This window comes from Pirellulales bacterium (assembly GCA_019636345.1).
Taxonomy (GTDB): Bacteria; Planctomycetota; Planctomycetia; order Pirellulales; family Lacipirellulaceae.
In genome coordinates, this window is the sequence record JAHBXQ010000001.1 from 86,095 (window position 1) to 108,484 (window position 22,390).

At 66.9% G+C, this 22,390-nt stretch carries 19 protein-coding genes; 8 read left to right on the top strand and 11 right to left on the bottom strand.

Translation table 11 applies throughout. From position 1 onward, the window contains the following. Positions 1-24 precede the first annotated feature (24 nt). Together KF688_00295 and eno are read right to left on the bottom strand one after the other, a co-directional pair. Positions 25-1,695 carry a hypothetical protein gene (locus KF688_00295; protein MBX3424090.1) on the bottom strand — a complete coding sequence of 557 codons (1,671 nt, stop codon included), beginning with the start codon at positions 1,693-1,695 and terminating at the stop codon, positions 25-27. 178 nt (positions 1,696-1,873) lie between these two features. After that, the gene (eno, locus tag KF688_00300; protein ID MBX3424091.1) at positions 1,874-3,151 is read right to left on the bottom strand and encodes a phosphopyruvate hydratase; all 1,278 of its coding nucleotides are present in this window, start codon (positions 3,149-3,151) and stop codon (positions 1,874-1,876) included. A 384-nt stretch (positions 3,152-3,535) separates the two neighbouring features. Here eno and KF688_00305 point away from each other — a divergent pair, with 384 nt between their 5' ends. Beyond that, entirely contained in the window at positions 3,536-4,279 is a 744-nt protein-coding gene (locus KF688_00305) for a hypothetical protein (GenBank protein MBX3424092.1), read from the top strand. 12 nt (positions 4,280-4,291) lie between these two features. Here the strand turns inward: KF688_00305 and KF688_00310 are convergent, their stop codons facing one another. Further along, positions 4,292-5,422, bottom strand: a complete 1,131-nt coding sequence (locus KF688_00310) for a peptidase (GenBank protein MBX3424093.1) — start codon at positions 5,420-5,422, stop codon at positions 4,292-4,294. A 315-nt stretch (positions 5,423-5,737) separates the two neighbouring features. Here KF688_00310 and KF688_00315 point away from each other — a divergent pair, with 315 nt between their 5' ends. Further along, complete coding sequence (locus KF688_00315) at positions 5,738-6,772, top strand: ROK family protein (GenBank protein MBX3424094.1); 1,035 nt, start codon at positions 5,738-5,740, stop codon at positions 6,770-6,772. 197 nt (positions 6,773-6,969) lie between these two features. After that, a complete protein-coding gene (gene lepA, locus KF688_00320; protein ID MBX3424095.1) occupies positions 6,970-8,784 on the top strand; it encodes a translation elongation factor 4 in 1,815 nt (604 codons plus the stop codon). A 33-nt stretch (positions 8,785-8,817) separates the two neighbouring features. On the opposite strand, the gene KF688_00325 is transcribed toward lepA, so the two are convergent. Further along, on the bottom strand, positions 8,818-9,753 hold the full coding sequence (locus tag KF688_00325) for a nucleoside hydrolase (protein MBX3424096.1): 936 nt from the start codon (positions 9,751-9,753) through the stop codon (positions 8,818-8,820). 185 nt (positions 9,754-9,938) lie between these two features. Here KF688_00325 and trpD point away from each other — a divergent pair, with 185 nt between their 5' ends. Both trpD and KF688_00335 read left to right on the top strand, forming a co-directional pair. Beyond that, entirely contained in the window at positions 9,939-10,961 is a 1,023-nt protein-coding gene (gene trpD / locus KF688_00330; protein ID MBX3424097.1) for an anthranilate phosphoribosyltransferase, read from the top strand. Positions 10,962-11,049: 88 nt separating this feature from the next. Next, positions 11,050-11,823 (top strand): MBL fold metallo-hydrolase, encoded by a 774-nt coding sequence (locus tag KF688_00335; GenBank protein MBX3424098.1) that lies wholly within the window; start codon positions 11,050-11,052, stop codon positions 11,821-11,823. A 64-nt stretch (positions 11,824-11,887) separates the two neighbouring features. Here the strand turns inward: KF688_00335 and KF688_00340 are convergent, their stop codons facing one another. The 5 genes from KF688_00340 to KF688_00360 form a co-directional block, all read right to left on the bottom strand. Continuing rightward, positions 11,888-14,122, bottom strand: coding sequence for a carboxy terminal-processing peptidase (locus KF688_00340; protein ID MBX3424099.1), 2,235 nt, complete (start codon positions 14,120-14,122; stop codon positions 11,888-11,890). Positions 14,123-14,643: 521 nt separating this feature from the next. Beyond that, positions 14,644-15,624: a hypothetical protein gene (locus KF688_00345; protein MBX3424100.1), complete on the bottom strand. Its 981-nt coding sequence runs from the start codon at positions 15,622-15,624 to the stop codon at positions 14,644-14,646. Between the two features lie 192 nt (positions 15,625-15,816). Continuing rightward, complete coding sequence (locus tag KF688_00350; protein ID MBX3424101.1) at positions 15,817-17,133, bottom strand: hypothetical protein; 1,317 nt, start codon at positions 17,131-17,133, stop codon at positions 15,817-15,819. A gap of 275 nt (positions 17,134-17,408) precedes the next feature. Beyond that, positions 17,409-17,636, bottom strand: coding sequence for a hypothetical protein (locus KF688_00355; GenBank protein ID MBX3424102.1), 228 nt, complete (start codon positions 17,634-17,636; stop codon positions 17,409-17,411). Between the two features lie 90 nt (positions 17,637-17,726). Then, positions 17,727-18,140: a hypothetical protein gene (locus tag KF688_00360; GenBank protein ID MBX3424103.1), complete on the bottom strand. Its 414-nt coding sequence runs from the start codon at positions 18,138-18,140 to the stop codon at positions 17,727-17,729. A 243-nt stretch (positions 18,141-18,383) separates the two neighbouring features. Between KF688_00360 and proC the strand changes: the two genes are divergently transcribed. From proC to KF688_00375, 3 genes are all read left to right on the top strand, one after another. Further along, positions 18,384-19,205, top strand: coding sequence for a pyrroline-5-carboxylate reductase (gene proC / locus KF688_00365; GenBank protein MBX3424104.1), 822 nt, complete (start codon positions 18,384-18,386; stop codon positions 19,203-19,205). An 86-nt stretch (positions 19,206-19,291) separates the two neighbouring features. Beyond that, the gene (locus KF688_00370; GenBank protein MBX3424105.1) at positions 19,292-19,546 is read left to right on the top strand and encodes a hypothetical protein; all 255 of its coding nucleotides are present in this window, start codon (positions 19,292-19,294) and stop codon (positions 19,544-19,546) included. 83 nt (positions 19,547-19,629) lie between these two features. Beyond that, entirely contained in the window at positions 19,630-20,175 is a 546-nt protein-coding gene (locus KF688_00375) for a hypothetical protein (GenBank protein MBX3424106.1), read from the top strand. 5 nt (positions 20,176-20,180) lie between these two features. On the opposite strand, the gene KF688_00380 is transcribed toward KF688_00375, so the two are convergent. After that, the gene (locus tag KF688_00380) at positions 20,181-21,359 is read right to left on the bottom strand and encodes a trypsin-like peptidase domain-containing protein (protein MBX3424107.1); all 1,179 of its coding nucleotides are present in this window, start codon (positions 21,357-21,359) and stop codon (positions 20,181-20,183) included. A gap of 132 nt (positions 21,360-21,491) precedes the next feature. Beyond that, the gene (locus KF688_00385) at positions 21,492-21,932 is read right to left on the bottom strand and encodes a TraR/DksA family transcriptional regulator (GenBank protein ID MBX3424108.1); all 441 of its coding nucleotides are present in this window, start codon (positions 21,930-21,932) and stop codon (positions 21,492-21,494) included. Between the last annotated feature and the right edge of the window lie 458 nt (positions 21,933-22,390).

Sequence of the window (22,390 nt, forward strand, 5' to 3'; positions counted from 1 at the left end):
ACGCGTCGATTCCCCCGGAGGCCTTCACTCAGCCGGCTTGTCGATTTCGGTCACCAGGACTTTGAATTCGTACACCGCCGGGCGGCCGGTCGGCATGTCGCGCGACATGACCCGGCCGACGTAGATCGCCCCCGGTTGGGCGTCGAGGACGGTCGTCCCCGGCGGCCGTGACGGCGAGCCTTGGCTCGGTTTCACGATTTCCGCGTCGGACTTCAGCGCGTCGAGTTTCGTCAGGTCCAAGTGCTCGAACTGTTTCTTCCAAACTTGCGGCGCATTGGGGCCGGCGGATTCCGACGCTTCGTCGGTCGTCGTGCGGGTCGGCTTCCATCGCCCGACCCAGCCGGTTCCCGATCCAGGGAAGTACATCTGCTCCGTCACGTGCAGTTCGAGCGCGGGGCCTGTCTGCGTGAACCGCAGCCACGGGACCCCCGGGCCGTACGGGCCGTAGGAGGGTCGGCCGCCTTGGGGGCTGACCAATTCGGCCTCGCCGGAGGTGACGCTCTCGGACGTCGCTTCGGGGCTGCCGGGATAACCCACGACCTTGACCCGCCAAGCGACGAGGGCTTTTCCTGTGAGCTGCCGGTGCAGCGTCAGCTTGGCGCCCAGCCCGACGACGCCGGGGGCGACCTCGAGCGGTTCGAACGCCTGGTTGTATCCCTCGCGCGTCCCGACGAGGCGGTAGTTGCCGGGAAACAACTGGAATTCGGCGTTTCCTTGGGCGGAGGTCTTCTGGGGCGCCGCCGGTTCGTCGCCGCGGCCGTCGACGTCTTGGACCGCGATCATCGTCTCGGCCAGGGGTTCGCCGCTGGCGTCGACCACGTCGACCCGCGCCACGACCCGGTCGGCGTCATCGTACCGCTCGACACGGAACCGGCCGGCATCCTCGGCGCCGAGCGTCGTGGCGCGGAACTCGAACTGCGCGCTCTTGAGCCCCGGGGCCGCGACGTTCAGCCGACACGGATCGTCTCTCGAGGAGCGATTCCGCAGGAACGTGAACAGCACGTACCCGTCGGCGAACGATTCGAGCTTCTCGCGGTTGCCGTTGCAGGAAATGCGCAGCGCCGTGGAGGGGATCCCCGCGTCGTGTTGATCGACGACTCGGAAATACGCCGCGTGCAGTTCGCCGTCCTCGAAGAACGAAGCCCCGCCGGCCGCCGCGGCGACCTGATCGAGCCGCTTGATCAACTTGGGGGGCAGCAACTCGGTGCGGATGCGCTGCTCGATCTGTGCCGCCAACTGATCGACCAATCCGGGATAGACCCCGGCGATCGCCGCCCGGCGAGACTGGAACACGTCCCGAGCGCCCTTGCCGTACCCGGCGTCGACCAGACTGCGCGCGTACCAATAGGCGACGCGCGGATCGTCGGGGGCGAGGCGATACGCCTCGGACAGCAACCCCGCCGCATGCCCGTCGGCGCCGTGGGTCAGCCGGGTTTCAAGCGCCTTGAGCAGCAGCCGATCGGCTTGCCCCGCTTCCTTCACGGCGGAGTCGGTCACCATGGCGACCTCCTTGAAGGGGACCCGCAGCTTGGCTCCCCCGACGTCGATCACCAGTTCGGCGCCGTCCATCGCGACTTCGCCGACGATCACGGCGCCCGACTGCAGCGTGACCTGCTGGCCGGCGGGAGCGACCCGCGGCAGCGCCGTAACGAGCATGCCGACGAGCATCGTCGTCCGCCGAATCGAGGCGTTCATCGCAACATCTCCGTGACTTCGCGTGACGAGAGGAGCGCCGAACTGCCGGCGCAAACAACGCGGCGCCGCCGGGATCGACCCCGTCGACGCCGCGTCCGTATTATGCCAAGCCGTGCGGCAAATTGCGCCGGGAACTTGTCACAAGTTTGTCACAGGGCCGCGGCCATGCCGGCAACGGCTACTTCTTTTTGAACAGCGGCCCCGCGTACTGGGCGGCGGCGCCGAGCATTTCCTCGATCCGCAGCAGTTGGTTGTACTTGGCCAAGCGGTCGCTGCGGCTGGCGCTGCCGGTTTTGATCTGGCCGGTGCTGCAGGCGACGGCCAAGTCGGCGATCGTGCTGTCCTCGGTCTCGCCGCTGCGGTGGCTCGAGATGCTCGTGTAACCGTTGCGGTGAGCCAGATTGATCGCGTCGATCGTCTCGGTCAGCGAACCGATCTGGTTGACCTTGATCAGGATGCTGTTGGCGATGCCGGCGTCGATGCCTTTCTGGAGCCGCTGGACGTTGGTGACGAACAAGTCGTCGCCGACGATTTGCACCTTGTCCCCCAGTCGTTCGGAGAGCAGCTTCCAGCCTTCCCAATCGTCTTCGGCACAGCCGTCTTCGATCGAGCAGATCGGATACTTGGCGCACCATTCGGCCCACAGGTCGACCATTGCGGCGCTGTCGATCGACTTGCCGTCGATCGTGTACATCTTGGTCTTCGAGTCGTAGAACTCGGTGCTGGCGGGGTCGAGGGCGATCCACACTTGTTCGCCCGGCTTGTACCCGGCCTTTTCGATCGCGGTGAGGATCACGCCGAACGCGTCGGCGTTGGCCGCCAGATCGGGGGCGAACCCCCCTTCGTCGCCGACGGTCGTGCTCAGCTTCTTGTCATGCAGCACTTTCTTGAGCGCGTGGAACACCTCGCAGCCGCAACGCAGGGCGTCGCTGAAGCTGTCGAAGCCCAGCGGCATGACCATGAATTCCTGGACGTCGACCGAGTTGTCGGCATGCTGACCGCCGTTGAGGATGTTCATCATCGGCGCGGGCAGCAGCCGAGCGTTCGACCCGCCGAGATACCGAAACAACGGCAGCCCGCAGTACCGCGCCGCCGCATGGGCCGTGGCCAGCGAGACGCCGAGGATCGCGTTGGCGCCGAGGCTCTTCTTGTTCGCCGTGCCGTCGAGTTCCAGCATCCGCTGGTCGACCGCCACCTGATCGAGCCCGTCCATGCCGATCAGCTCGTCGGCGATCTTGTCGTTCACATGCTCGACGGCCTTGAGGACCCCCTTGCCGAGGAACTTGGCCTTGTCGCCGTCGCGCAGTTCCCAGGCCTCGTGGGCGCCGGTGCTGGCGCCGCTGGGGACCGCGGCCGTGCCGCTGGAGCCGTCCGACAGGGTGACGTCGCACTCGATCGTGGGATTGCCGCGGCTATCGAGAATTTGACGGGCGTGAACATCGACAATCGTGCTCATGGCGGGGGTCCTTTCGGGTGGGAGTGCGATTGAGGCGGGGCGCGGTACGTGGCTCGCTCTCTCCGAGAGCGAGAATCGCCGCTCTCGGAGAGAACGGCCTACGTATCGCGAATGGATGGCATCGTGTCAGGCTGCGCGGAGGGCCGCCGATTCCCGCCATTCTAGAGAATTCAGGCTGGCCGTCGTAGGGGGCCAAAATCCCCGTCCCGCAAAGGAAGGGGCGGGGGGATGCGTGACCGGGCTAGCTGCGAGGTTCCGCGCCGATCGCTTCCAATTGGGATGCGTGGGGAATTATCCGGCCCCTACAATCAACGTCTCAACTACGTTCAACCTCGGGTGAGGCAGGAGGCGCAGAACACCCGCAACGCACACAAGGGAGTTTCCATGGTTCGAGCCCTAATTGTCTTCGCGCTGCTGTCTTTGAGTTGGCAATCGCGAGCCAAAGAACCCCTACGCCAACCTGTCGTCAAGGAACCCGAACTGCAACAAGAACTCCTGCGCCGCATGGACCTCGACCAGAAGGCCCGCGGGGCACTGGTCGAATGGGAAAGAAAACAAGGGACGCCGGTGCATGTCCATGCCGCCGACGCCGACAAGACGGCTGCCGAGATGGCCGCCGTGGCGAAGAAGCTGCTGCAAACGATGTCCCCGGAGTTTCAGAAACTTGCGCGGCAGGCGCAAGAGATCGATGTCGACAACACGGCGTGGATGAAGCAAGTGATCGAAAATCACGGTTGGCCCACCGCCGGGTTGGTCGGCAAGGAAGGCGCCAAGGCGGCGTGGCTCCTTGTCCAGCACGCCGATCAGGACGTCAGCTTCCAACGGCAGTGCCTGGACCTGATGACCGCGCTCCCCAAGGAATCGGTCTCCCAACAAGAACTCGCCTACTTGACCGATCGCGTGCTACTGGCCGAAGGGAAGAAGCAGCGCTACGGCACTCAGTTCGTGCCCGTTGGGGGCAAGTTCAAGCTGCGGCCGACTGAGGATGAAGCGACCCTCGACGACCGACGGCGCGAGGCCGGTTTGCCTCCGATCGCCGAGTACCTCCGAAGCGCCGAGCAGTTCTACGGCAACTCGAAAAACAAGGGAGGGGAAGCCGCGTCAGCTAAGGCGCCGCATCGCGAGTAGATTCGCCACGGCTCAATCGATCCGCGTCAGCTTCGTCACGCGCCCGGTCTGCACCCACTCGACCACGTAGATGTTCCCGTCGGCGTCGAAGCATGCGTCGTGCGGGTGGACGAACTTGCCTGGGCGCCATTGCGACTCGTCGCCGCGGATCGTCCAGTTCGGCTTTTCGCGGCCGTCCGGTTTGTCGCCGAGGATCCGCTCGCTGTCGTCCCCCAAGTGGCCGAGCACTTGGTTCTGTGCGCCGAGCAACGTCACTCGGCCGAACAGGTCAGGGACCAGCAGCAGGTCCTCGCGCACATCAAGATTCGCCGGCAGATAGAAATCGTCTTGCGTGCGGCGATGTTCGCCGGCGAGCGTGAACCACTGCAACCGCCCATTCGCGCGGTCGGCGACGACCGCCAACGGCTCGGCGCCGCGGTCGTCGATCCAAATCCCGTGCGGCGTATCGAACGTTCCTGCGGCCTTCGCCTGATCCGAGGGCCCGCCGAAGCACGAGACCCAATTCGCGTCGTCGTCGTACCGATGGATGCGGAACGATCCGTACCCGTCGGCGAGCAGGAACCCGCCCGCGGGCAAAAAGGCGAAGTTGGTCGGCTGGAATCGATTGCGTCCCCACGGGTCGTCGGTTCGCGGGACCAAGTCCTCTCCCGCGGCATAGAGCCCCGATTCCATCGGGGCGTACTTGCGCCAGACGAGTTCGCCGACGGCGGTGAATTTGGCGATCGACCGTTGCTGCTTGTAGGCGGTGGCGTAGACGAACTCCTCGCTCCCTTCGCGGCGGACCTCCAGCCCGTGGCCGCCCCCTTGCAGCATCTGGCCGAACGAGCGGACGTACGTGCCGGCGGCGTCGAACACGAAGATCGCCGGGTGCTCGGGTTGGTCGAGCCGGCCCTCGTGAATGACGTACACCAGCCCGTCGCCGCCGACCGCCGCATTGTGGGTCGTTTGCCAGGCGAACTTCGCCGGGAGCTTCGCCCAGTGATGATTCGCGACGAACGTCATGTCGCCGACCGTGAGAATCGGGTCTGCCGAGTCGGTCTTTCGGGCGAGCGCGATTCCCGGTGCGGCACACGCCGCCGCGAGCGCCACGGCGCCGCGATGAAACTCGCGGCGCGAAACACGAGGGGAATCGGAACGAGACATGGCAAGATCCTGAGCGAGTCGCGACCAGCGGCCAGTGCAAGCGAGGAGTGCAGCGGCTCGCATTATCGGAGATTCGCTGGCCGAAGCAACGCGCACGTCTCGGCGGACGGCCGGGGGGCGTAGCGCAGCGAAGCCCGAAAAAAGTGCCTGGGGGCTCGCCGCGAGCGACTCCCGCCGCACTTTCTTGCACGAAAGCGGCCGCTCGGCTCAACGCGACTCTGAATTGTCGGTTCCAGCCCCCCCCCGTATACTGGACGGTTTGTCTGCGCCGAACCAAGCCTATTCCCCGTCGTTGCGTCCTGGCGACTCGTCCCTATGTCCGCCCTTCCCGCCACCCTGACTCGCGCGGCCGATTCGCTTTACGCGGGGATCGACGTCGGGGGTACGAACATCAAGATCGGGCTGGTCGACGACATGGGCCGCACCGTCGCGTTCCAGTCGCTCGCCACCGAGTCCGACCGTGGACCGACCGACGCCGCCGCGCGGATGGGCGCCACGATCAAGTCGCTCTGTACGCAGTGCGACGTCGCCCCGGGCCGCGTCGCACGAGTCGGTTTGGCGACGCCGGGGCCGCTGGACGTCGCCGCGGGGCTGATCCTGTGTCCCGGCAACTTGCCGGCGTGGCACGATGCGCCGATCCGCGACCTCGTGGCCGAGGCATGCGGTCGGCCGGTCACGTTCGCCAACGACGCCAACGCCGCCGCCTACGGCGAGTACTGGCGCGGCACGGGGCAAGCGGCCCGCTGCATGGTCATGCTGACCATGGGGACCGGCATCGGCGGCGGGATTGTCGTCGACGACCTGCTCGTCGAGGGTCGCCACGGTTGCGGCGCCGAGTTGGGGCATGTCGTCATCGACTGCCGCAACGACGCCCCGCTCAACTCGCTGGGGATCCGCGGCACGCTCGAAGGCTATTGCGGCGCGTACGGCACGACCGCGCGGGCCGTCGCGGCGGTTGAACTGGGAGCGAACACGACGCTCGGCCAGCGCTTCGCGCAGGGCGAGGAGTTGACTCCGCTGGTCGTCGCCCAAGAGGCCGAGGCCGGCGACGCGACCGCGCTCGAGATCGTCATGGACACGGCCCGTTACATGGCTCTGGGGGTCGTCACGGCGATCCACGCGATCGATCCCGATTGCGTCGTGATCGGCGGGGCGGCGACCTTCGGCGGGGCGGGCCACCCGCTGGGCGAACGATTCCTGGCGCGCCTGCGCGAGGAGACCGAGCGACGGCTGATCCCCTCGCTCCGCGGTCAGATCGAGATCAGCTTCGCCCGTCTCGGCAGCGACGCCGGCTACATTGGCGCTGCGGGGCTCGCCCGCCGCGACGCCCTCGCCGCGGGCGACCGCTAAGCCGCCTGACATCGACAGCGTATTCACCACAGCAAACACAGAGGGCAAGGGAGCGACGGAAAGGGGGAAAGTCCAAAGGCCGAGGGGGCGATGCCATCCCGAGCGTCTTGCACCGGTTCGCCTCCACGCTCCCGATTTCGCCTTCCGCCGCCCGCCTTCCCCTTTCGTCCCACCGCCTTCTCCCTTCATCTCCCCCCATGCCTGCTCCCAAGTACATCCGCAACTTCTCGATCATCGCCCACATCGACCACGGCAAGAGCACGTTGGCCGATCGGCTGCTGGAGTTGACCGGCACCGTCTCGAAGCGGGAGATGAAGGAGCAACTGCTCGACGCGATGGACCTGGAGCGCGAGCGGGGGATCACGATCAAGGCCCACCCGGTCTCGATGCTCTATCGACACGGCGGACAGGAGTACGAGCTGAACCTGATCGACACGCCGGGGCACGTCGATTTTCACTACGAGGTGTCGCGCTCGCTGGCGTGCTGCGAGGGGGCGGTGCTGTTGGTCGACGCGTTTCAGGGAGTCGAGGCCCAGACGGTCGCCAACGCCTACGCGGCCATGGAGCACGACTTGGCGATCGTCGCGGTGATGAACAAGATCGACCTCACCCACGCCCGACCCGAGGAGGTCAAGGACGAGATCGAGCAGACCCTGGCGATCGATCGCGACGAGGTCGTCGGAGTGAGCGCCAAGACGGGGCAGAACTGCGAGGAGTTGCTCGCCGCGATCATCGAGCGCGTCCCCCCGCCGACCGGCGATCCCGAGGCGCCGCTGCAAGCGATGGTGTTCGACTCGGTCTACGACGAATACCGCGGCGCAGTCACGTACGTGCGCGTCATGAACGGCGTCGTGAAGAAGGGGCAGAAGATTCGCTTCATTCAGGCGGCGACCGTCCATGAAGTCGTCGAACTGGGCCAATTCAACCCGGGCCGCGTGCCGCGCGACCAACTTGCGGCAGGGCAGGTGGGCTACATCGTCTGCAACATCAAGTCGCTGGGGCAGGTGCACATCGGCGATACGGTCGCCAACGCAACCGGCGCCCAGGCCGAGCCGCTCCCCGGGTACCACGAGCCGCAGCGGATGGTGTTCTGCGGACTGTACCCCAGCGACGGCCAGGACTTCGAGGACCTGCGCGACGCCCTCTCGAAACTCGCGGTGAACGACCCCAGTTTCGAGTTCGAGCCCGAGAGCTCCGACGCCCTGGGGTTCGGCTTCCGCTGCGGGTTCTTGGGCCTGTTGCACATGGAGATCATCCAGCAGCGGCTCGAAGGCGAGGCGGACATCGACCTCGTCCAGACCGCCCCCAACGTCACCTACCGCATCAAGAAGGCCGACGGCGAGTGGATCGAGGTCCACACTCCCACGCGCGTCCCCGATCTGGGGGACATCGAGGAGTTCCAGCAGCCCATCGTGCAGGTCAGCTTCGTCATTCCCACCGAATACGTCGGCGGGATCATGAAGCTGTGCGCCGATCGCCGCGGAATCTTCGTTCGGCAGGAGTATCTCTCGCCGACCCGCGTGATGCTGGTCTACGATCTCGCGCTGGCCGAGGTGGTGTACGACATGCATGACAAGCTCAAGAGCATCACCCGCGGCTTCGGCACGATGGATTACGAGTTGAAAGGGTACGAACCTGGGGACCTCGTGCGGATGGACATCCTGGTCAAGGGGGAGCGGGTCGATGCGCTGTCGATCGTCTGCGACCGCCGCGACGCCGACCCCCGCGGTCGGGCGATCATCAAGAAACTCAAGCAGGAAATCCCCCGGCACATGTTCGAGGTGAGCCTGCAAGCCGCCATTGGCAGCCGGATCGTCGCTCGCGAAACGATCTCCGCCATGCGTAAGAACGTGACCGCCAAGTGCTACGGCGGCGATATCAGCCGCAAGCGGAAACTGTGGGAGAAGCAAAAGGAAGGCAAGAAACGGATGAAGTCGATCGGCCAAGTCGACATCCCGCAGAAGGCGTTCCTTGCGGTGCTCGAGACGGGGGAAGAGGACAAGAAGAAGTAGCGAGGCTTGCCGCCTGCGTCTCTCGGCCGGTCGTCACGCCTCGGCATGCAGCCCGCGCAGGATGCAGTCGATCGCTCCCGCCGCGTCGATTTCAATCACGACGTCGACGTTCGGCTGCGACTCCGGGCGACGGCGGCGGTCGATTACCGTCGCCCCATGGGTCAACCGGCCGCCGGTTTCCGTTTCGCAGTGATACGGCTCGGTGACGACCAGTTCGGGGTGCATCGCCACGGCCACGGCGATCGCCTCCGGGGCGTTGAGCCCTTCGATCCCCAGCTTCTGCCGCGACGCCTGAAAAGCCCCCGGCATGATGGACTGAAGGAAACGCCCCAACGGCCGATCGGCCGTGGGCAAATGCCCGAGCACCGCGAAGGTTAGCATCGCCTGATCGGTCGCGTCCAGCGGCAGCAGCGTCTTGGTGGCCGGGGAGCGGAACACGAAGTCGGCCGCCTCGGCGTTGCAGTACATGTTGAACTCGGCTGCGGCAGTGACGTCGCCCGGGCCCGCGAACGTCCCGCCGACGATCAGCAGGTGGCCGATCTTGGTCGCCAGTTCGGGCTCGCGCTGCAACGCCGCGGCCACGTTCGTCAGCGGTCCCCCGGCGATGATCGTCACCTCGCCGGGCGCTGAACGAACTTCGTCGGCCAGCAGCTTGACCGCCGGGTGCTGCTGGTGCAGTTCGGCGACGCGCAGGGGTGCGCCGCAGAATCCGTCGGCGCCCCACAAGTGTCGATTGTCGGTCGACAGCGGCTGGTCCTCGTCGGCCATCCCGATCCGCGGCAACCGAGCGGGGTCGACCTGCTCGACGATCGCCTGCACGTTACGGCTCGCTTGCCGGGGGCTCACGTTCCCGCCGGTCGCGGTGACGGCCACGACTTCAAGCTCCGGCGCGTTCAGCGCCAAGCAGACGGCCAAAGCGTCGGCCGCCCCGGGATCGACGTCGAGGATGACTTTCCGAGGTCGGGACATGACACGGCGTTCCATCGGGCGGAAAAGAGCGGCTCCTCGGCCGGGGGCATTCTAGCGCCGAGGCAGGCGCAACTCAAGCTCGGCCGGCGCCGAATCCCGTCGCTCGCGCCGGTTGCGCGGGGCTCGACTCCGGAGTAGAATGCCTCGGTCCTTGCCGCATTTCTCCCCGGGCCGCTGGTTCGCCCATGTCTTCGGATTTTGAATCGCTGTTGGCTCAAGTCGCTGCGGGGCGCGATCTGTCGCGGGACGAGGCGACTGCGGCGCTGGACGCCATGATGGCCGGCCGCGTGGCCGAGGAGTTGATCGCGACGTTCCTCCTCGCCCTGCGCGACAAGGGAGAGTGCGTCGCCGAAATCGCCGGCGCCGCCGCCGCCATGCGGCGCCACATGACCCCGATTCGCAGTCGGTACGAGCGGTTGCTCGATACGTGCGGCACCGGCGGCGGGGGAAGCCAGACCTTCAACATCAGCACTGCCGCGGCGTTGGTGATCGCCGCCGCGGGCGTGCCGGTCGCCAAGCACGGCAATCGCAGCGTCACCAGTCGCAGCGGATCGGCCGACGTGCTGGCGGCCCTCGGGGTGAACATCGAGGCGGACCTCGCGCAGGTCGAGCGGTGTCTCGACGAGTTCGGGATATGCTTCTGCTTCGCCCCGCTCATGCACCCGGCCATGCGGCATGTCGCGGCGGTGCGCAAGCGGCTGGGGGTGCGGACGATCTTCAACATTTTGGGGCCGTTGGCCAACCCGGCCCGCGCGACCCACCAACTGCTCGGCGCCGGCCGACCCGAATTGCGCGAGCCCTTGGCCGCGGCGCTCGTGGAACTGGGGATCGAGCGTGCCCTGGTCGTCAGCGGCGCGGACGGACTGGGCGAGGTGACGCTGGCCGCCGACACGAGCGTCACCGAGGTCGCCCAAGGCGCATTGAGCCATCGCGTGTTCGCTCCCGAGCAATTCGGCCTGACGCGACAGTCGCTCGAAGCGATCACCGTCGCCGATGCTGCGGAAAGCGCCGCGATCGTCCGCGGCGTGCTGACTGGCGAGCCGGGACCGGCGCGCGACATAGTCGTCGTCAACGCCGCCGCAGGGTTGCTCGCCTTCAGCGCCTGCATCGACCCCTTAGAAGCTGCCGCCCGCGCCGTCGAGGCGATCGACTCCGGCGCGGCATCCCAGTTGCTTGAACGCCTGATCGCCGCGTCCCACGCCGCGTGAACCGTCCCGCCTGCCCCGACCCGCCGCGCCCGTCCGTCGCCGAAAGCCCGCCGTGTCCGCCCCCGTCAGTCGCAACATCGCCGGCAAGCTGGTGTTCCTCGGCACGGGGACCAGCGTCGGAGTCCCTGCAATCGGCTGCGGCTGCTCCGTCTGCACGAGCGGCGACCCGCGCGACAGCCGCACGCGCTGCGGCTTGGTCTTGGGATTGCCCGAGGGGAACCTCCTGGTCGACACCCCGCCCGACCTGCGGCAGCAACTCTTGCGCGAGCAGATTGGCATCGTCCACGCGGTCGTCTACACGCACGAGCACGCCGATCACATCTTCGGGCTCGACGACCTGCGGCTCATGCAGTTTTACTTGCGCGGGCCCGTGCCGCTGTACTGCGAAGAGGTCGTCGAACAGCGCATTCGCAAATCGTTCGACTACGCGTTTCAGGACGCCGCCGCGCTGCATCGCGGAGCCGTGCCGCAGTTGGAGTTTCGCCGCATCGGGCTCGAACCGTTTTGCGTGCTGGGCGCCGAGGCGCTCCCCGTGCGGCTGCAGCACGGTCCGCGGTTCGAGGTGCTGGGTTTCCGTTTCGGCGACGTCGCGTATTGCACCGACGTCAACGCGATTCCGCTGGAGAGCATGGAGCGTTTGCGCGATCTCGACGTCCTCGTCCTCGACTGCTTGCGCCGCGAGCCGCACGCGACCCACTTCGGCCTGGAGGAGGCGCTCGATATCGTCCAGCAGCTGCGCCCGCGCCGCACGTTGTTGACCCACGCCTCGCATGACCTGGGGTACGCCGAAACCAACGCGGCCTTGCCTCCCGGCGTGGAGATGGCCTACGACGGGCTCGAAGTTCCCATCGTGGGCCTCTGACCGCCGAAGGGAGCAGTTTAAGGATCGTCCTGGATCGGACGTACGCGGCGCTGCCGAATTGGCACTACTTCTGCGCCAGCCGCTGCTCGTTGAGCAGTTGCAGGTAATCGACGGCGATCGCCAGGACCTCCTCGTTGTAGGGGGTCTCGGGGAAGATCTTGCGTTCTTTCGCCTGGATCTCGTCGAACACCTTCTCCTGGTCTTTTTCGGTGTTGAGTTCCTCGACCTCGGCCAGGAACTTCTCGCGATTAAGCGTCACCGACGGGTCTTCCTTCCGGGAGAGGTAGCGTTCGATCGCCTTCTTCTCCTTCTGGAAGTGCTCCGACGCGGTCACGCGCGCTTCCGAGCGAATCTTGAGCTGCTGGATGATCTGAGGCGTCGCGAACCGGTAGTTGTCGTGCGGCAACGGATTCACGCGATCGAACTTCATGGCGTACTTCAAGTCCGACTCGCCCACGTCCCAATGGGTCGTCCGGCTGGGAAGTTCGACGTCGGAGACCACGCCGCGGTTCTGCGTGCTGTCGCCCCCGGGGCGATAGAACTGCTGGATCGTCATCTTCAGCGCGCCGTAGTTCGGCGGATTCAGCGGCGCCACCACGCGGCCCAATTCGTCGAGCTGCTGGACCGTCCCTTTGCCGTGGGTCGCGCGGTCGCCGACGACGATTCCGCGCGCGTAGTCCTGAATCGCTCCCGCGAAGATCTCGCTGGCGCTGGCGCTGAACTTGTTGATCACCACCACCAGCGGTCCCGACCACAACGCGCCCGACTTGTCGTCGCGGTACGGCACAATGCGGCCGTCGGTTCCCTTGACCTGCACGACCGGCCCCTTGTCGATAAACAACCCCGTGGCGTCGACCGACTCAGGCAGCGATCCGCCGCCGTTGAACCGCAAGTCGACGATCACCAGATCGACCCCTTGCTCCTTGAACTCCCGCAACAGCCGCTCCATGTCGCGCGCCGTGCTCTTGTAGTCGTCCTTGCCGTCGCGGCGGCCGTCCATGTCCATGTAGAAGCTCGGCAGGTCGATGACGCCGATCTTGATCACGCTGCCGTCGGCCCGTTCCTGGCCGATGATCTGCGCCGTGGGACGCTTGTTCGAATCGGCGATTTCGTCGCCCGGCTGAGCGATCACGGCGCCGTCGGGCCCGCGCTCGATAATCCGGCTGCGGGCTTCGCTGTCTTTCAGTTCGATCCGGGCCCGCTTGATGTCGTAGGTCTTCAGTTCGCTGGTTGCGGCGGTCTTGACCTCCAACCGGACGATCGAGTCCGGCTTGCCGCGGATCATCATCACCACGTCGTTGAGCTTCATGTCGGTGATGTCGACCAACTGGCCGTCGGTCCCTTGGCCGACGCCGGTGATGACGTCGTCGATCTGCAACCGGCCGTCCTTGTCGGCGGCGCCGCCGGGGACCAGGCTCCGTACGATCGTTTCGCCGTATTTCGATTCGAGCGACGCGCCGATGCCGTCCAGCTCGAGCCGCATCATGATCATGAAATTGTCGAGATTGCTGGGCGACATGTAGCTTGAGTGCGGATCGAAGCTGGTCGTCACCGCCGTGAGGAACATCTCCAAGAGCTCGTCGTTGTCGGTTTGTTCCCACCGTTTGGCGATGCTGCGATAGCGCTTGTGGAGCCGGTCGCGGGCCTCGGCTTCGGTGATGGTCTTCGGTTCCTGCTCCGCGCCTGGCGTTTGCTCCTCGGGGGCGCCTTCGCCTTGCCGCGGCTTGGTCTTCCGGGGGTTGGGTTTGTCGGTCGTTTGCAGCAGCAGGTCGAACTTCACCCGTTGCCGCCACCGCTCGTCGGCTTCGCCGTCGGTTTTGACCCAGTCGAGCTTCTCGGGGTCACGGACCATCGACTCGTCGATGGTGAAGTCGTGCGCAAAGTCGACCCACTCGTGGGCTCGGGCAGTCCGCTGCGTGACGCGCTTCAAAAACACGTCGAAGATGCGATTCGCGACGCTCACGTCGCCGCTGCGGATCTGATCGTCGATTTTCGTCCGCTCGGCGGCGAACTGGTCGACGTCGGCCTGCGTGAGGTACAGCTTGAACGGGTCGAGCGTCTCCAGGAAGATCGTCAGGGCCCGTTCCGAGGTCTTGTCGTTGACCCCCAGCCCCGAGAGGTGTTGGCGGTCCATCTTCGAGGAAACCAACAGCGCGATGTACCGATCCTGTTGGCGAGATTGACCCGGGCGAGCCCACGCCTGCGGAGCCGTCAGCGACGCCGCGACCGCGGTCAGGAGCAGCCCGAGGATCCAGAAGCGGGCGTTCCGACCGGTTCCCAATGCGGCGAGTCGATTCATCATGTCTCTCCAGAATTGCTCAAAATTCGCGATTGCGCGCCCGTCGCCGAAAAAGCCCCGATACCGCTACGTTCGTCACGCCCCGTGGGTTCGATCGACGCTCTGCCGGATCGGCTCTCGATCGTGCGGGACCAACAGGAAAGAGAATGGAACGCCCCCGGCCGCGCAGGCTGCGACCAGAACGCGCGCGAAGTCCCGGCATCCGCCAGGGGGCACTTCGTCAGGCGACGACGAGAGACTCCTGCAACCTCGGGCGACGCGTGAATCGTAGACGACCTCTCCAAACGCGGCAAGGTCGACGAAATCGGCTCAAATCCCCGAAAGTGCGGCATCAAACGGACTTGCGCCGCGGGGCTCGGGGGGACGAGCGGACCATGGGGCCCCGGCACGATGCGATCACAGGACAAGGGACGAGGTCGCTTCAGCGACGGCGTGCACAACGCGAGGCAACGCATCTCGAAGCCCCCAAGCTCCATGGCCATGAAGTTTGCCGGTCTCGCAGTCCCCCCGTCCCTTGAACCCTACCGCTCCCGCCGCTGCTGACGGCGCAGCGCCCGGCGATTCGGGGATTCCTCCTCCGCGTCGTCCTCCGGAGCGGCGACGCCGTACTCGACCGTCGACATCACGGTCGAGCTGATGCGGCGATTGTTCGCATCCCAATCGGTCGACCACGCGGCGACCTTGCCGCCGGGGGCCTCGGCGCTGACGAGCGAGGCCTCGACAGTCCGCCCTTTGGGCCCCTGGCGAACGGTGCGAACGTAGGCGCAGTGAAGCGTCTTCCCCGCAATGCGGTGCGGCAACTCGTCGGCGAACGCTTCGATCGTCTCGACTTCGTCGCTTGCCGTGCCCGACGAGCTAGCTGTCGTCCGCTGGCGTTTCAGCACGTAAGGGAACTGCTCGGCGGAAAACCACACGCGATCGCTCAACCGACGCCCCTCGAGGTCGTACTCAATCCGCCACACGCTGCAGGCCACGGGGCGACAGCTCAGAATCACCGTCTCGTTCGGCAATCGCTCGCAGGCGACGATCTCGCCGGGACCGTCCAACTCGGCCCAGTAGGCGGCTTCGATCCACTGCCCTTCGAGCGAGCGTCCCAGAGTCCTCACCGTGGCGCGACGCCGCAAGCCGAACCGGCGGACGTCGACCTTGGCGAGCACTTCATCTTGGGTCGTCGTCGACTGCGAAGTCGCCTCGCCCGCGTCGTCGAACGACTCGGTCGTGATCGTGTAGCGGCGCCACGCGCCGGGGCGAAATCGCAACCACGGATGTAGCGGCGCGGGGATCTGAAACTCAGCCGGCGGATCCTTGCGCAACTCCGCGGGCCCTGGCAACATGCCCGGCGCGGCGAGGACGCTTGCCGGGGCGGGACTCGCATCGGCGAGTTGCGACGAATCGATCGCCGGCGCTTGCGTGGCTGCGAGCCAACTGCTCGCCGTCAGCAGCCCGAGGGCGAGCCGCGCGCGTCTCCGTGCCGCGAGATTGAGGAGTTGATCGACGTGCATGGACTGACGGAGGGGATCTGGGCGAGGAGCAGAGGCGCCGGTCGACAGGGCGCCGCGGATCGCCCATTTTACCTCCGCCGCCGCCCGCGCGACAGGCGCCCGCAGTTGGAGGGCGTGCTTCGCTCTTGGTGCACCCCGCAAGGGGGCTGGGATCGTCGTGCAGCCGTGCTTCCGGAAGATCAACGGGGCGTCTCAACTGCCCAGGGCTTCGACCGCTGCCACGAGATCTTGGTCCCAGCGGGGGAACACGGTTCGCATGTCAAGCACGACCGCCTCGCCGTCGCGGCGGGACGCGATCGGGCGGGCGCCGCCGGCCAGGGCCGCCGCCAACCGATTGCCGTCGCCGTCGTGCGGCGCGAGGGCGATCTCCAGGGTCGTCGCCGTCAGGGGACGGGCGCCGCAAAAACCCCACGGGCGAGATTCCTCGCGGCATGTCGCCGAGGCGATCCCCGGCGTCGCGGCCAGGATTGTCGCCAGCCGGGCGCCCCGCTGTCGCAAGTTGTCGAGCGGAGCCGACAGCAACTGCCACGCCGGCAACGCGAGCCGACACGCATCGGTGTCGTGACGACGGGTCGCATACACGCGCAGCGTCGCTGCGAGCATCGCCGCGACGAGCCCGTCGGCCCGCACGATTTCGGCCAGAGGATGCGCAGCGATCTTCGCCACGATCGCCGGCTTGCCGACGATCACCCCGCATGCCGGCCCCGCCAGCAGCCCCGACCCGTCGACGATCACGACGTCGGCCCCGGCCGTGAGCCGCGCCGCGATCGGCGCCACAGTCGCAAGCCCGATGTCCGCCGGGTCGAGAATCCCCGCCAGCGGCGCCACGTCGACGCGCACCGCGTCCCCGCCGGTTGACGGCCATGGTTCGCCGGGCGGGTCGGTCGCTTCCGGCGCACGAAACGCGACTGCCGCGGCGCAGTCGGTCAGCGGCTGGCCAAGCGGTTGCACCTTGAGCACGGCCCCGGAGCGGGCGCCAAGTTTGGCCCAGTCGACGGCGCCCGCTTCGTCGCGGGCGGTCAGCACCGTCGCCGTCCGGCCGCCGGCCAGCGCCGAGGCTGCAAGCACAAGCGCCGCGTCGACGCTTCCCGTGATCACCGCGTCGGTCCCTGGGATGAGCTCGCCGAACAGACTCGTCGCCTCGGCTCGCAGGGCTGCGGCGTCGGGATGGTAGTCGCCCGCCAATTGCACCGCGGCATGAACGGCGCCGTCGGCCAGCGCGGGACTCAGCCCCTCGGCGCCGAACACGACCCCCGTCGCGTTGATCCACGGCCCCGGCGCTGCGGGATCGCTCAACAGCCGCCGGGCGAAGCGCTCGGCGAGGTTTGCCAACGAAGGGGGCTCGAACTGCTCAGCCCGCTTGGCGACCGTCTCGCGGAGATCGTCCAGGTAACTGCCGGCGCGCTGGACGAGCGTCGAGCGATTGATCCGTTCGACCACGCCGCGCACCCGCGGATGATCGAGCAGTTCCTGCACCGAGGGGAGTTTCGGCAGATGAGGCGAGTTCATGGCGTCCTCGGCGGCGGGGGGAGCGAGAGAATCTGCTCTCGATTATGCTCCTCGCTCGCAAGCCGCGCCAATGAGCGGCCGCGATGCAACAGCATCTAGCGGCACTTTCCCGACCTCGGGAGCGCGGCCCGAGTCAACTCCCGCACAGACGCAAAGGCAGGTACGGCGACGGGTTGGCTTGCCCAAGGCTTCCGAACTTGGCAGCCTTCTTTGTGCGCAATCCATTCGAATCAGGGAGCCTTCTTGCGGACTCGCACCATGAGAGACAAACGCGTCTACTTGACCCCGGCCTGCTCGGGGGTCGGGAAGGGATCGTTTGCGGCGAGGCGTTTCGCCTCGTGCGCTTGCCCTGCCGTGCTCGCTCGTCCCGCGACGCCGCTGGGGCCGAACGAGCCGCAGCCGACGCTCATGAGAATGACGCCGAGCAGTCCCGCCGTTGCGACGCCTTCAAGCGACGGTCGCGAATCTCGTGCTGCGCGACGGGAAGAATCGTACTTGCTCATCGCGACGCGTTGCTGCGGTTCTGGAAACAGTCAGAAAGTCCGCCCGGGCGCTTACGCGAGTCGAACGCCAGCGCCCCGGAGCGAGCCGAATCAGTCGGGTCGCTTCTGCGACATCCACTCTGACATCGTCTGCGGCGCTTCGCGCGAGGCGATCCGCTCTTCGCGACCTTGGCCGAAGGTGAATATCTCCTTGGTCCCCTCCCAGGCCTTTCTGGCGCCGTCTTTCACCTTCTGGGCGCTCGATTTCACCGGGGCCAGCGGGTCGGCCGGCATCTTCGGCATCTCGAGCTTGGGCATCGTGATCTTCGGCATCGTCACATTGGGAACCATCCAGGCGAACGGGTTGGTTCCCTTGGGATTGTCGTCGGGATCCGTTTGACGCGCGGCTCCCGGTTGCGTCGCGCCGCTCCCCGAGAGACCCTCGTTGATAATCTGTCCGCGGGCCGACGCAGCCACGGCCAACGCCGCGGCGGCGACCAACCCCAGCCCATATTTGTGCGTCACAGGTCGAACCTCCGCATACGGAAAACCGTCGCCTGCCGCCCCCATGGCGGCCGCAAGGCGGGGCGGAGTGTTTCAAAACCCCCTGAGCGGGTAAAGGCCGTTTCGTCGGCACGAGCAATTCGGGGTCCCAGCCGGCGGCGCACCCGCCGCCGGTGTTCCGCTGGCGCCCGCCCTGCTACCATGCCCCACAGACGCGGCCGGACCATCGGCCGTGGCGTTCTCCTTTGCACCTGTCCTGCCGATATGTCTGCTTCCGTTGCTCGCTTGGGTTTCATCGGGTCCGGCCGCATGGCGACCGCTCTGGCTCGCGGATGCGTCGCGGCCGGGCTGACGTCTGCCGAGCAAATCCACGCGAGCGACCCGGTCGAGGGCGCTCGTATCAGCTTTGCCGCGGCGGTCACCGGCGCCAGCGTGGGCGACGACAACGCCGCAGTTCTGGCGGCGTGCGACACGATCGTGCTGGCGGTGAAGCCGCAGATGATGGCCGACGTGCTGGCCGGCGTTCGCACTCAGGCGGCGTCCCGGCATCTGTTCGTCTCGATCGCCGCGGGAAAAACGCTCGCTTGGCTGGCAGAGCAGCTCCCCCCCGAGACGCGGCTGGTGCGCGTCATGCCCAACACCCCTTGTCTGATTGGCGAGGGTGCGAGCTGCTTCAGTCGCGGCGCCGCGGCGACCGACGCCGATGCGTCGCTCGTGGAGCAACTCCTTGGCAGCGTCGGCCTGGCCCGCGAAGTGGACGAGTCGCTCCTCGACGCCGTGACGGGGCTCAGCGGATCGGGTCCGGCGTTCGTCTACACGGCGATTGAGGCGATGGCCGCCGGGGCTGTCGCGAAGGGCATGTCCCCCGAACTGGCCCTGGAACTGGCCGCCGCCACGGCCCGGGGCGCCGCGGGGATGATTCGCGAAACGGGCCTTTCGCCTGCGGAGCTGCGGGCCCAAGTGACGAGCCCCGGGGGGACGACCCTCGCAGGGCTGCAGACCCTGGAGAACATGGCCGGCGCCGCGGCCTTCCAGGCGGCCGTCGAAGCGGCCGCAAAGCGGTCGATCGAGTTGGGCGAATCGTGATAGAATGAACGCCGACTCAAACGGCACGGCGTCGCCGGGCTCGCGTCGCCATTCCCCTTGAGAATTCGCGGTTGCACTTGGAACCCATGTTCGCCATTGTCGACGACAAGTACATCCCGCTGTACCGCATCATGTGGGTCGCGGCGACGCCCCACTTCTGCGGGGACGAGGAGTGCCAACGCGAGGGTTTCTACGAGGTGCGACTCGAACAGGGCGAATCGGTCTGGGGCACTGCGGCCGAACGGGACGACGTCCTCCGTAAGCTGGAGGAGTGGCATGACGGCGACGATCTCCCCCCGGGGGGCGAGGGGGACTACCGCGGCGCCGACGGAAGTTGGTGACCGACCCGGCTTGCGGCGGCCCGATTGGCGCCCGAACTGATTCTTGCGGACTCGCCGGAGCCCGCGACGACGGAGCGAACGACATGGCCGACGCGTCATCCGACGAACTGTTCTGGCGCGAGACGTACTTCATCGTCTTCCCCAGCAACCGGCGCCCGACCCTCAAGGCGGTCGAGCAGGCCCTGGCCCGCGCCGACGAGCGGCTGCAACTGGAGAATCCCGCGGCCGACGACAGGGGGGGGTTCGCGTCGCTCTTGGTCGAATCGCCCGAGGATCACGCCGCGGTCGAGATCAGCTACGAAACGGGCGATGCCATTCTGGAGCAGAATCTCGCCTGGGCGAAGAAGCTGCAGCGACAGCTCGGGCCCCGGCAGTTGCAGCAATTGATGCTGGCCGACGCCCGGATCGACGTCGCCCACTTCGAGCGAATGCCTGCGGGCGATGCGCCTCGCCCCGAGGACGAGTTCGACATGGCCGAAGACCCCTGGGGCGACGGCGACGGAGAGGACGAGTACGGCGAACCGCCGCTGGAGATGCTCGACCCCACGTGCTTGCTGACCGTGGTCGAGGCGCTGGCCGGCCTCACCGACGGGCTGACGATCGACGCCGCCGCAGGCGAGGTCGTCTGAGACGCTTAGCGGGGCTGGTCAGTCGCGGCCCCATCGACGAGCTTCTGGAAATCGCCCGCCCGGCCGATCGCCGTGCGGCGGCTCAGTAATTCGCCGTCGCGCAAGACGAGCAAGTCCACTTCGCGCCCCACCTCGGCGAGCTTGACGAGACTGACCAAGTGGTCGTCGTTCTCGATGGCTGCGCCGTTGAAGCGGAGGATCACGTCGTTTTCACGGAGGTCGGCCCGAGCCGCGGGCGAACCGCCGGCCACCTTGGTGACGCGCGCCCCGGCCAGCCGCGGCAGGCCGATGAACTGGGCCGCCTGGGCGTCGAACCGCGAGTCGAGCGTCACCCCCAGGAACCCGCGTTCCACGTGACCGCGCTCGGCAAGCTGCCGGGCGACGCTCATGACGATGTTGACGGGGATCGAGAATCCGATCCCGTCGTTGCCCCCCGAGTTGCTGGCGATGGCCGTGTTGAGCCCGATGATCTCGCCCCGCAGGTTCACCAGCGGGCCGCCGCTGTTGCCGGGGTTGATCGCGGCGTCGGTCTGCATGAAATTTTGGTACTCGACCTCCCCCTCGCCGAGATCGAGGTTCGACCGTCCCTTGGCGCTGATGATCCCCCGCGAAGCGCTCTGCCGAAGGTTGAACGGGCTGCCGAACGCCATCACCTGATCGCCGATTTCCATCGAGTCGCTGTCGCCGATTCGCGCGGGGACGAGATCCGGTTCCTCGACCTCCAGAGCCGCGACGTCGGTCTCGCGGTCGGTCCAAATCCGCTTCGGCCGGAATTGCCGCCCGTCGACGAGTTCCAGCTTGACGTTCTCTTCGTCGGAGTGCTTGATGACGTGCCGGTTGGTGAGCACGAAATCGCGCTCGCCGATCCGCACGATCACCCCCGAGCCCGCCTCTTCGACGTCGCGACGGAACCGGTACTGGGGCAGCGGGCGGGCCTCGACGTGGACGACCGAGGGGCTCACCAGTCGCACGACCCGCTTGTAGATGCTCAACTCGCGATCGTACTCGGCGACGTCGCGGTGCAACTCGGCGAACTCTTGGTCCCGGCGGGCCGCGTCGTTGGCGGAGTCGGCCGCCAGGGCGAACTGGGCCGGTGCTTGGGGGACGCCGCCGAGGATCCCGACGGCGATCCCTCCGCAGAACGCCGCGGCATTGCGCAATCCCGATCGCGACGAGGAACGCATCAAGCAAAGCTCCGTAGCAGCGAGGCCAGAAACTCGGCCGGGCGACAGATCCGCGCCCCAATGTCAGCCGACTACGGCAATTCTAGCAGCGAATTCCCTGGCCGTTCGAGAAACCTCGCGGAGCGACGAAGCTCAGGTCGCTTCGAGGTCGCGGAACGAGACGTCGAGGTCGGCCCCGCCATCGAGGACGCGGCTCCAGTCGCCGCCATGGCCGCCGCCCTGGGCGCCCGATTCGGCCGCCCGCTGGCAGTCGATGCAGGAGGTGGCGTAGGGAAGGGCGCTCAGTCGGGCCATGGGGATCTTGCCGTTGCAGACCTCGCACAGGCCGTAATTGCCGGACCGCATCCGCTCGAGAGCCGTCTCGATGTTCGCCAGTTCGCGGCTTTCCACCTCGGCCAGCTTCGAGCTGATTTCGTCCTGGGTCGAGTCGAGGGCGGCGTCGACGACGTCCCCGCCGAACTGATCGCGGAGCGACTTGAGCATGCTCAGGTCGCCGGCCAGGGCCTTGCGCAACGCATCGCGCCGGTTGACGAGCGTCGTGCGAAGTTTCAATAGGGCGTCGTTGCGGGCCATGGCGGTACCTCTTCTGGTGCTCGGGCCGCTGCTGGACCGGCGATCGCCGTGGGCGGCGCGCAGATCGGAAAGCGGCGATGCTGCTGCGGACTTGGGGTCTCTTGTTCCGTGATTGCCGGCGATCGTTCGCGATTGTGCCCGTCGGCCGGGAAGGCGCCCGATCCTGGCTCGTCGCCAGGACTTGCGCCGACCGGCAAAATGCTGCAATCGCGAACGCACCGTAACTATAGTACGCAACTCCCGAAAAAAGGGTCGCGCGGCCTGCCACGACTTGCGAATGGTGCGAAACGCCCTGCGGGGCGGGCTCCCCTTGGGAGCGCAAACCGCTGTTGGGTTTCGACTTAGATTCGCAGCAGATCGCTCGACGAAGCCCGTCCCTCGGCGGTACGCCAACGCCTGGACAGTTCGTTTTCTCTGGCTGGCGCGCATGTCTCCGAGCTTTCGCCCGGAGCTGCGCG

What these genes read in the sequence shown, in the direction of transcription:
- KF688_00295 (MBX3424090.1), bottom strand. Translation starts at nt 1,695, where the DNA reads ATGAACGCCTCGATTCGGCGGACGACGATGCTCGTCGGCATGCTCGTT.
- eno (MBX3424091.1), bottom strand. Translation starts at nt 3,151, where the DNA reads ATGAGCACGATTGTCGATGTTCACGCCCGTCAAATTCTCGATAGCCGC.
- KF688_00305 (MBX3424092.1), top strand. Translation starts at nt 3,536, where the DNA reads ATGGTTCGAGCCCTAATTGTCTTCGCGCTGCTGTCTTTGAGTTGGCAA.
- KF688_00310 (MBX3424093.1), bottom strand. Translation starts at nt 5,422, where the DNA reads ATGTCTCGTTCCGATTCCCCTCGTGTTTCGCGCCGCGAGTTTCATCGC.
- KF688_00315 (MBX3424094.1), top strand. Translation starts at nt 5,738, where the DNA reads ATGTCCGCCCTTCCCGCCACCCTGACTCGCGCGGCCGATTCGCTTTAC.
- lepA (MBX3424095.1), top strand. Translation starts at nt 6,970, where the DNA reads ATGCCTGCTCCCAAGTACATCCGCAACTTCTCGATCATCGCCCACATC.
- KF688_00325 (MBX3424096.1), bottom strand. Translation starts at nt 9,753, where the DNA reads ATGTCCCGACCTCGGAAAGTCATCCTCGACGTCGATCCCGGGGCGGCC.
- trpD (MBX3424097.1), top strand. Translation starts at nt 9,939, where the DNA reads ATGTCTTCGGATTTTGAATCGCTGTTGGCTCAAGTCGCTGCGGGGCGC.
- KF688_00340 (MBX3424099.1), bottom strand. Translation starts at nt 14,122, where the DNA reads ATGAATCGACTCGCCGCATTGGGAACCGGTCGGAACGCCCGCTTCTGG.
- KF688_00345 (MBX3424100.1), bottom strand. Translation starts at nt 15,624, where the DNA reads ATGCACGTCGATCAACTCCTCAATCTCGCGGCACGGAGACGCGCGCGG.
- KF688_00350 (MBX3424101.1), bottom strand. Translation starts at nt 17,133, where the DNA reads ATGAACTCGCCTCATCTGCCGAAACTCCCCTCGGTGCAGGAACTGCTC.
- KF688_00355 (MBX3424102.1), bottom strand. Translation starts at nt 17,636, where the DNA reads ATGAGCAAGTACGATTCTTCCCGTCGCGCAGCACGAGATTCGCGACCG.
- proC (MBX3424104.1), top strand. Translation starts at nt 18,384, where the DNA reads ATGTCTGCTTCCGTTGCTCGCTTGGGTTTCATCGGGTCCGGCCGCATG.
- KF688_00370 (MBX3424105.1), top strand. Translation starts at nt 19,292, where the DNA reads ATGTTCGCCATTGTCGACGACAAGTACATCCCGCTGTACCGCATCATG.
- KF688_00375 (MBX3424106.1), top strand. Translation starts at nt 19,630, where the DNA reads ATGGCCGACGCGTCATCCGACGAACTGTTCTGGCGCGAGACGTACTTC.
- KF688_00380 (MBX3424107.1), bottom strand. Translation starts at nt 21,359, where the DNA reads ATGCGTTCCTCGTCGCGATCGGGATTGCGCAATGCCGCGGCGTTCTGC.
- KF688_00385 (MBX3424108.1), bottom strand. Translation starts at nt 21,932, where the DNA reads ATGGCCCGCAACGACGCCCTATTGAAACTTCGCACGACGCTCGTCAAC.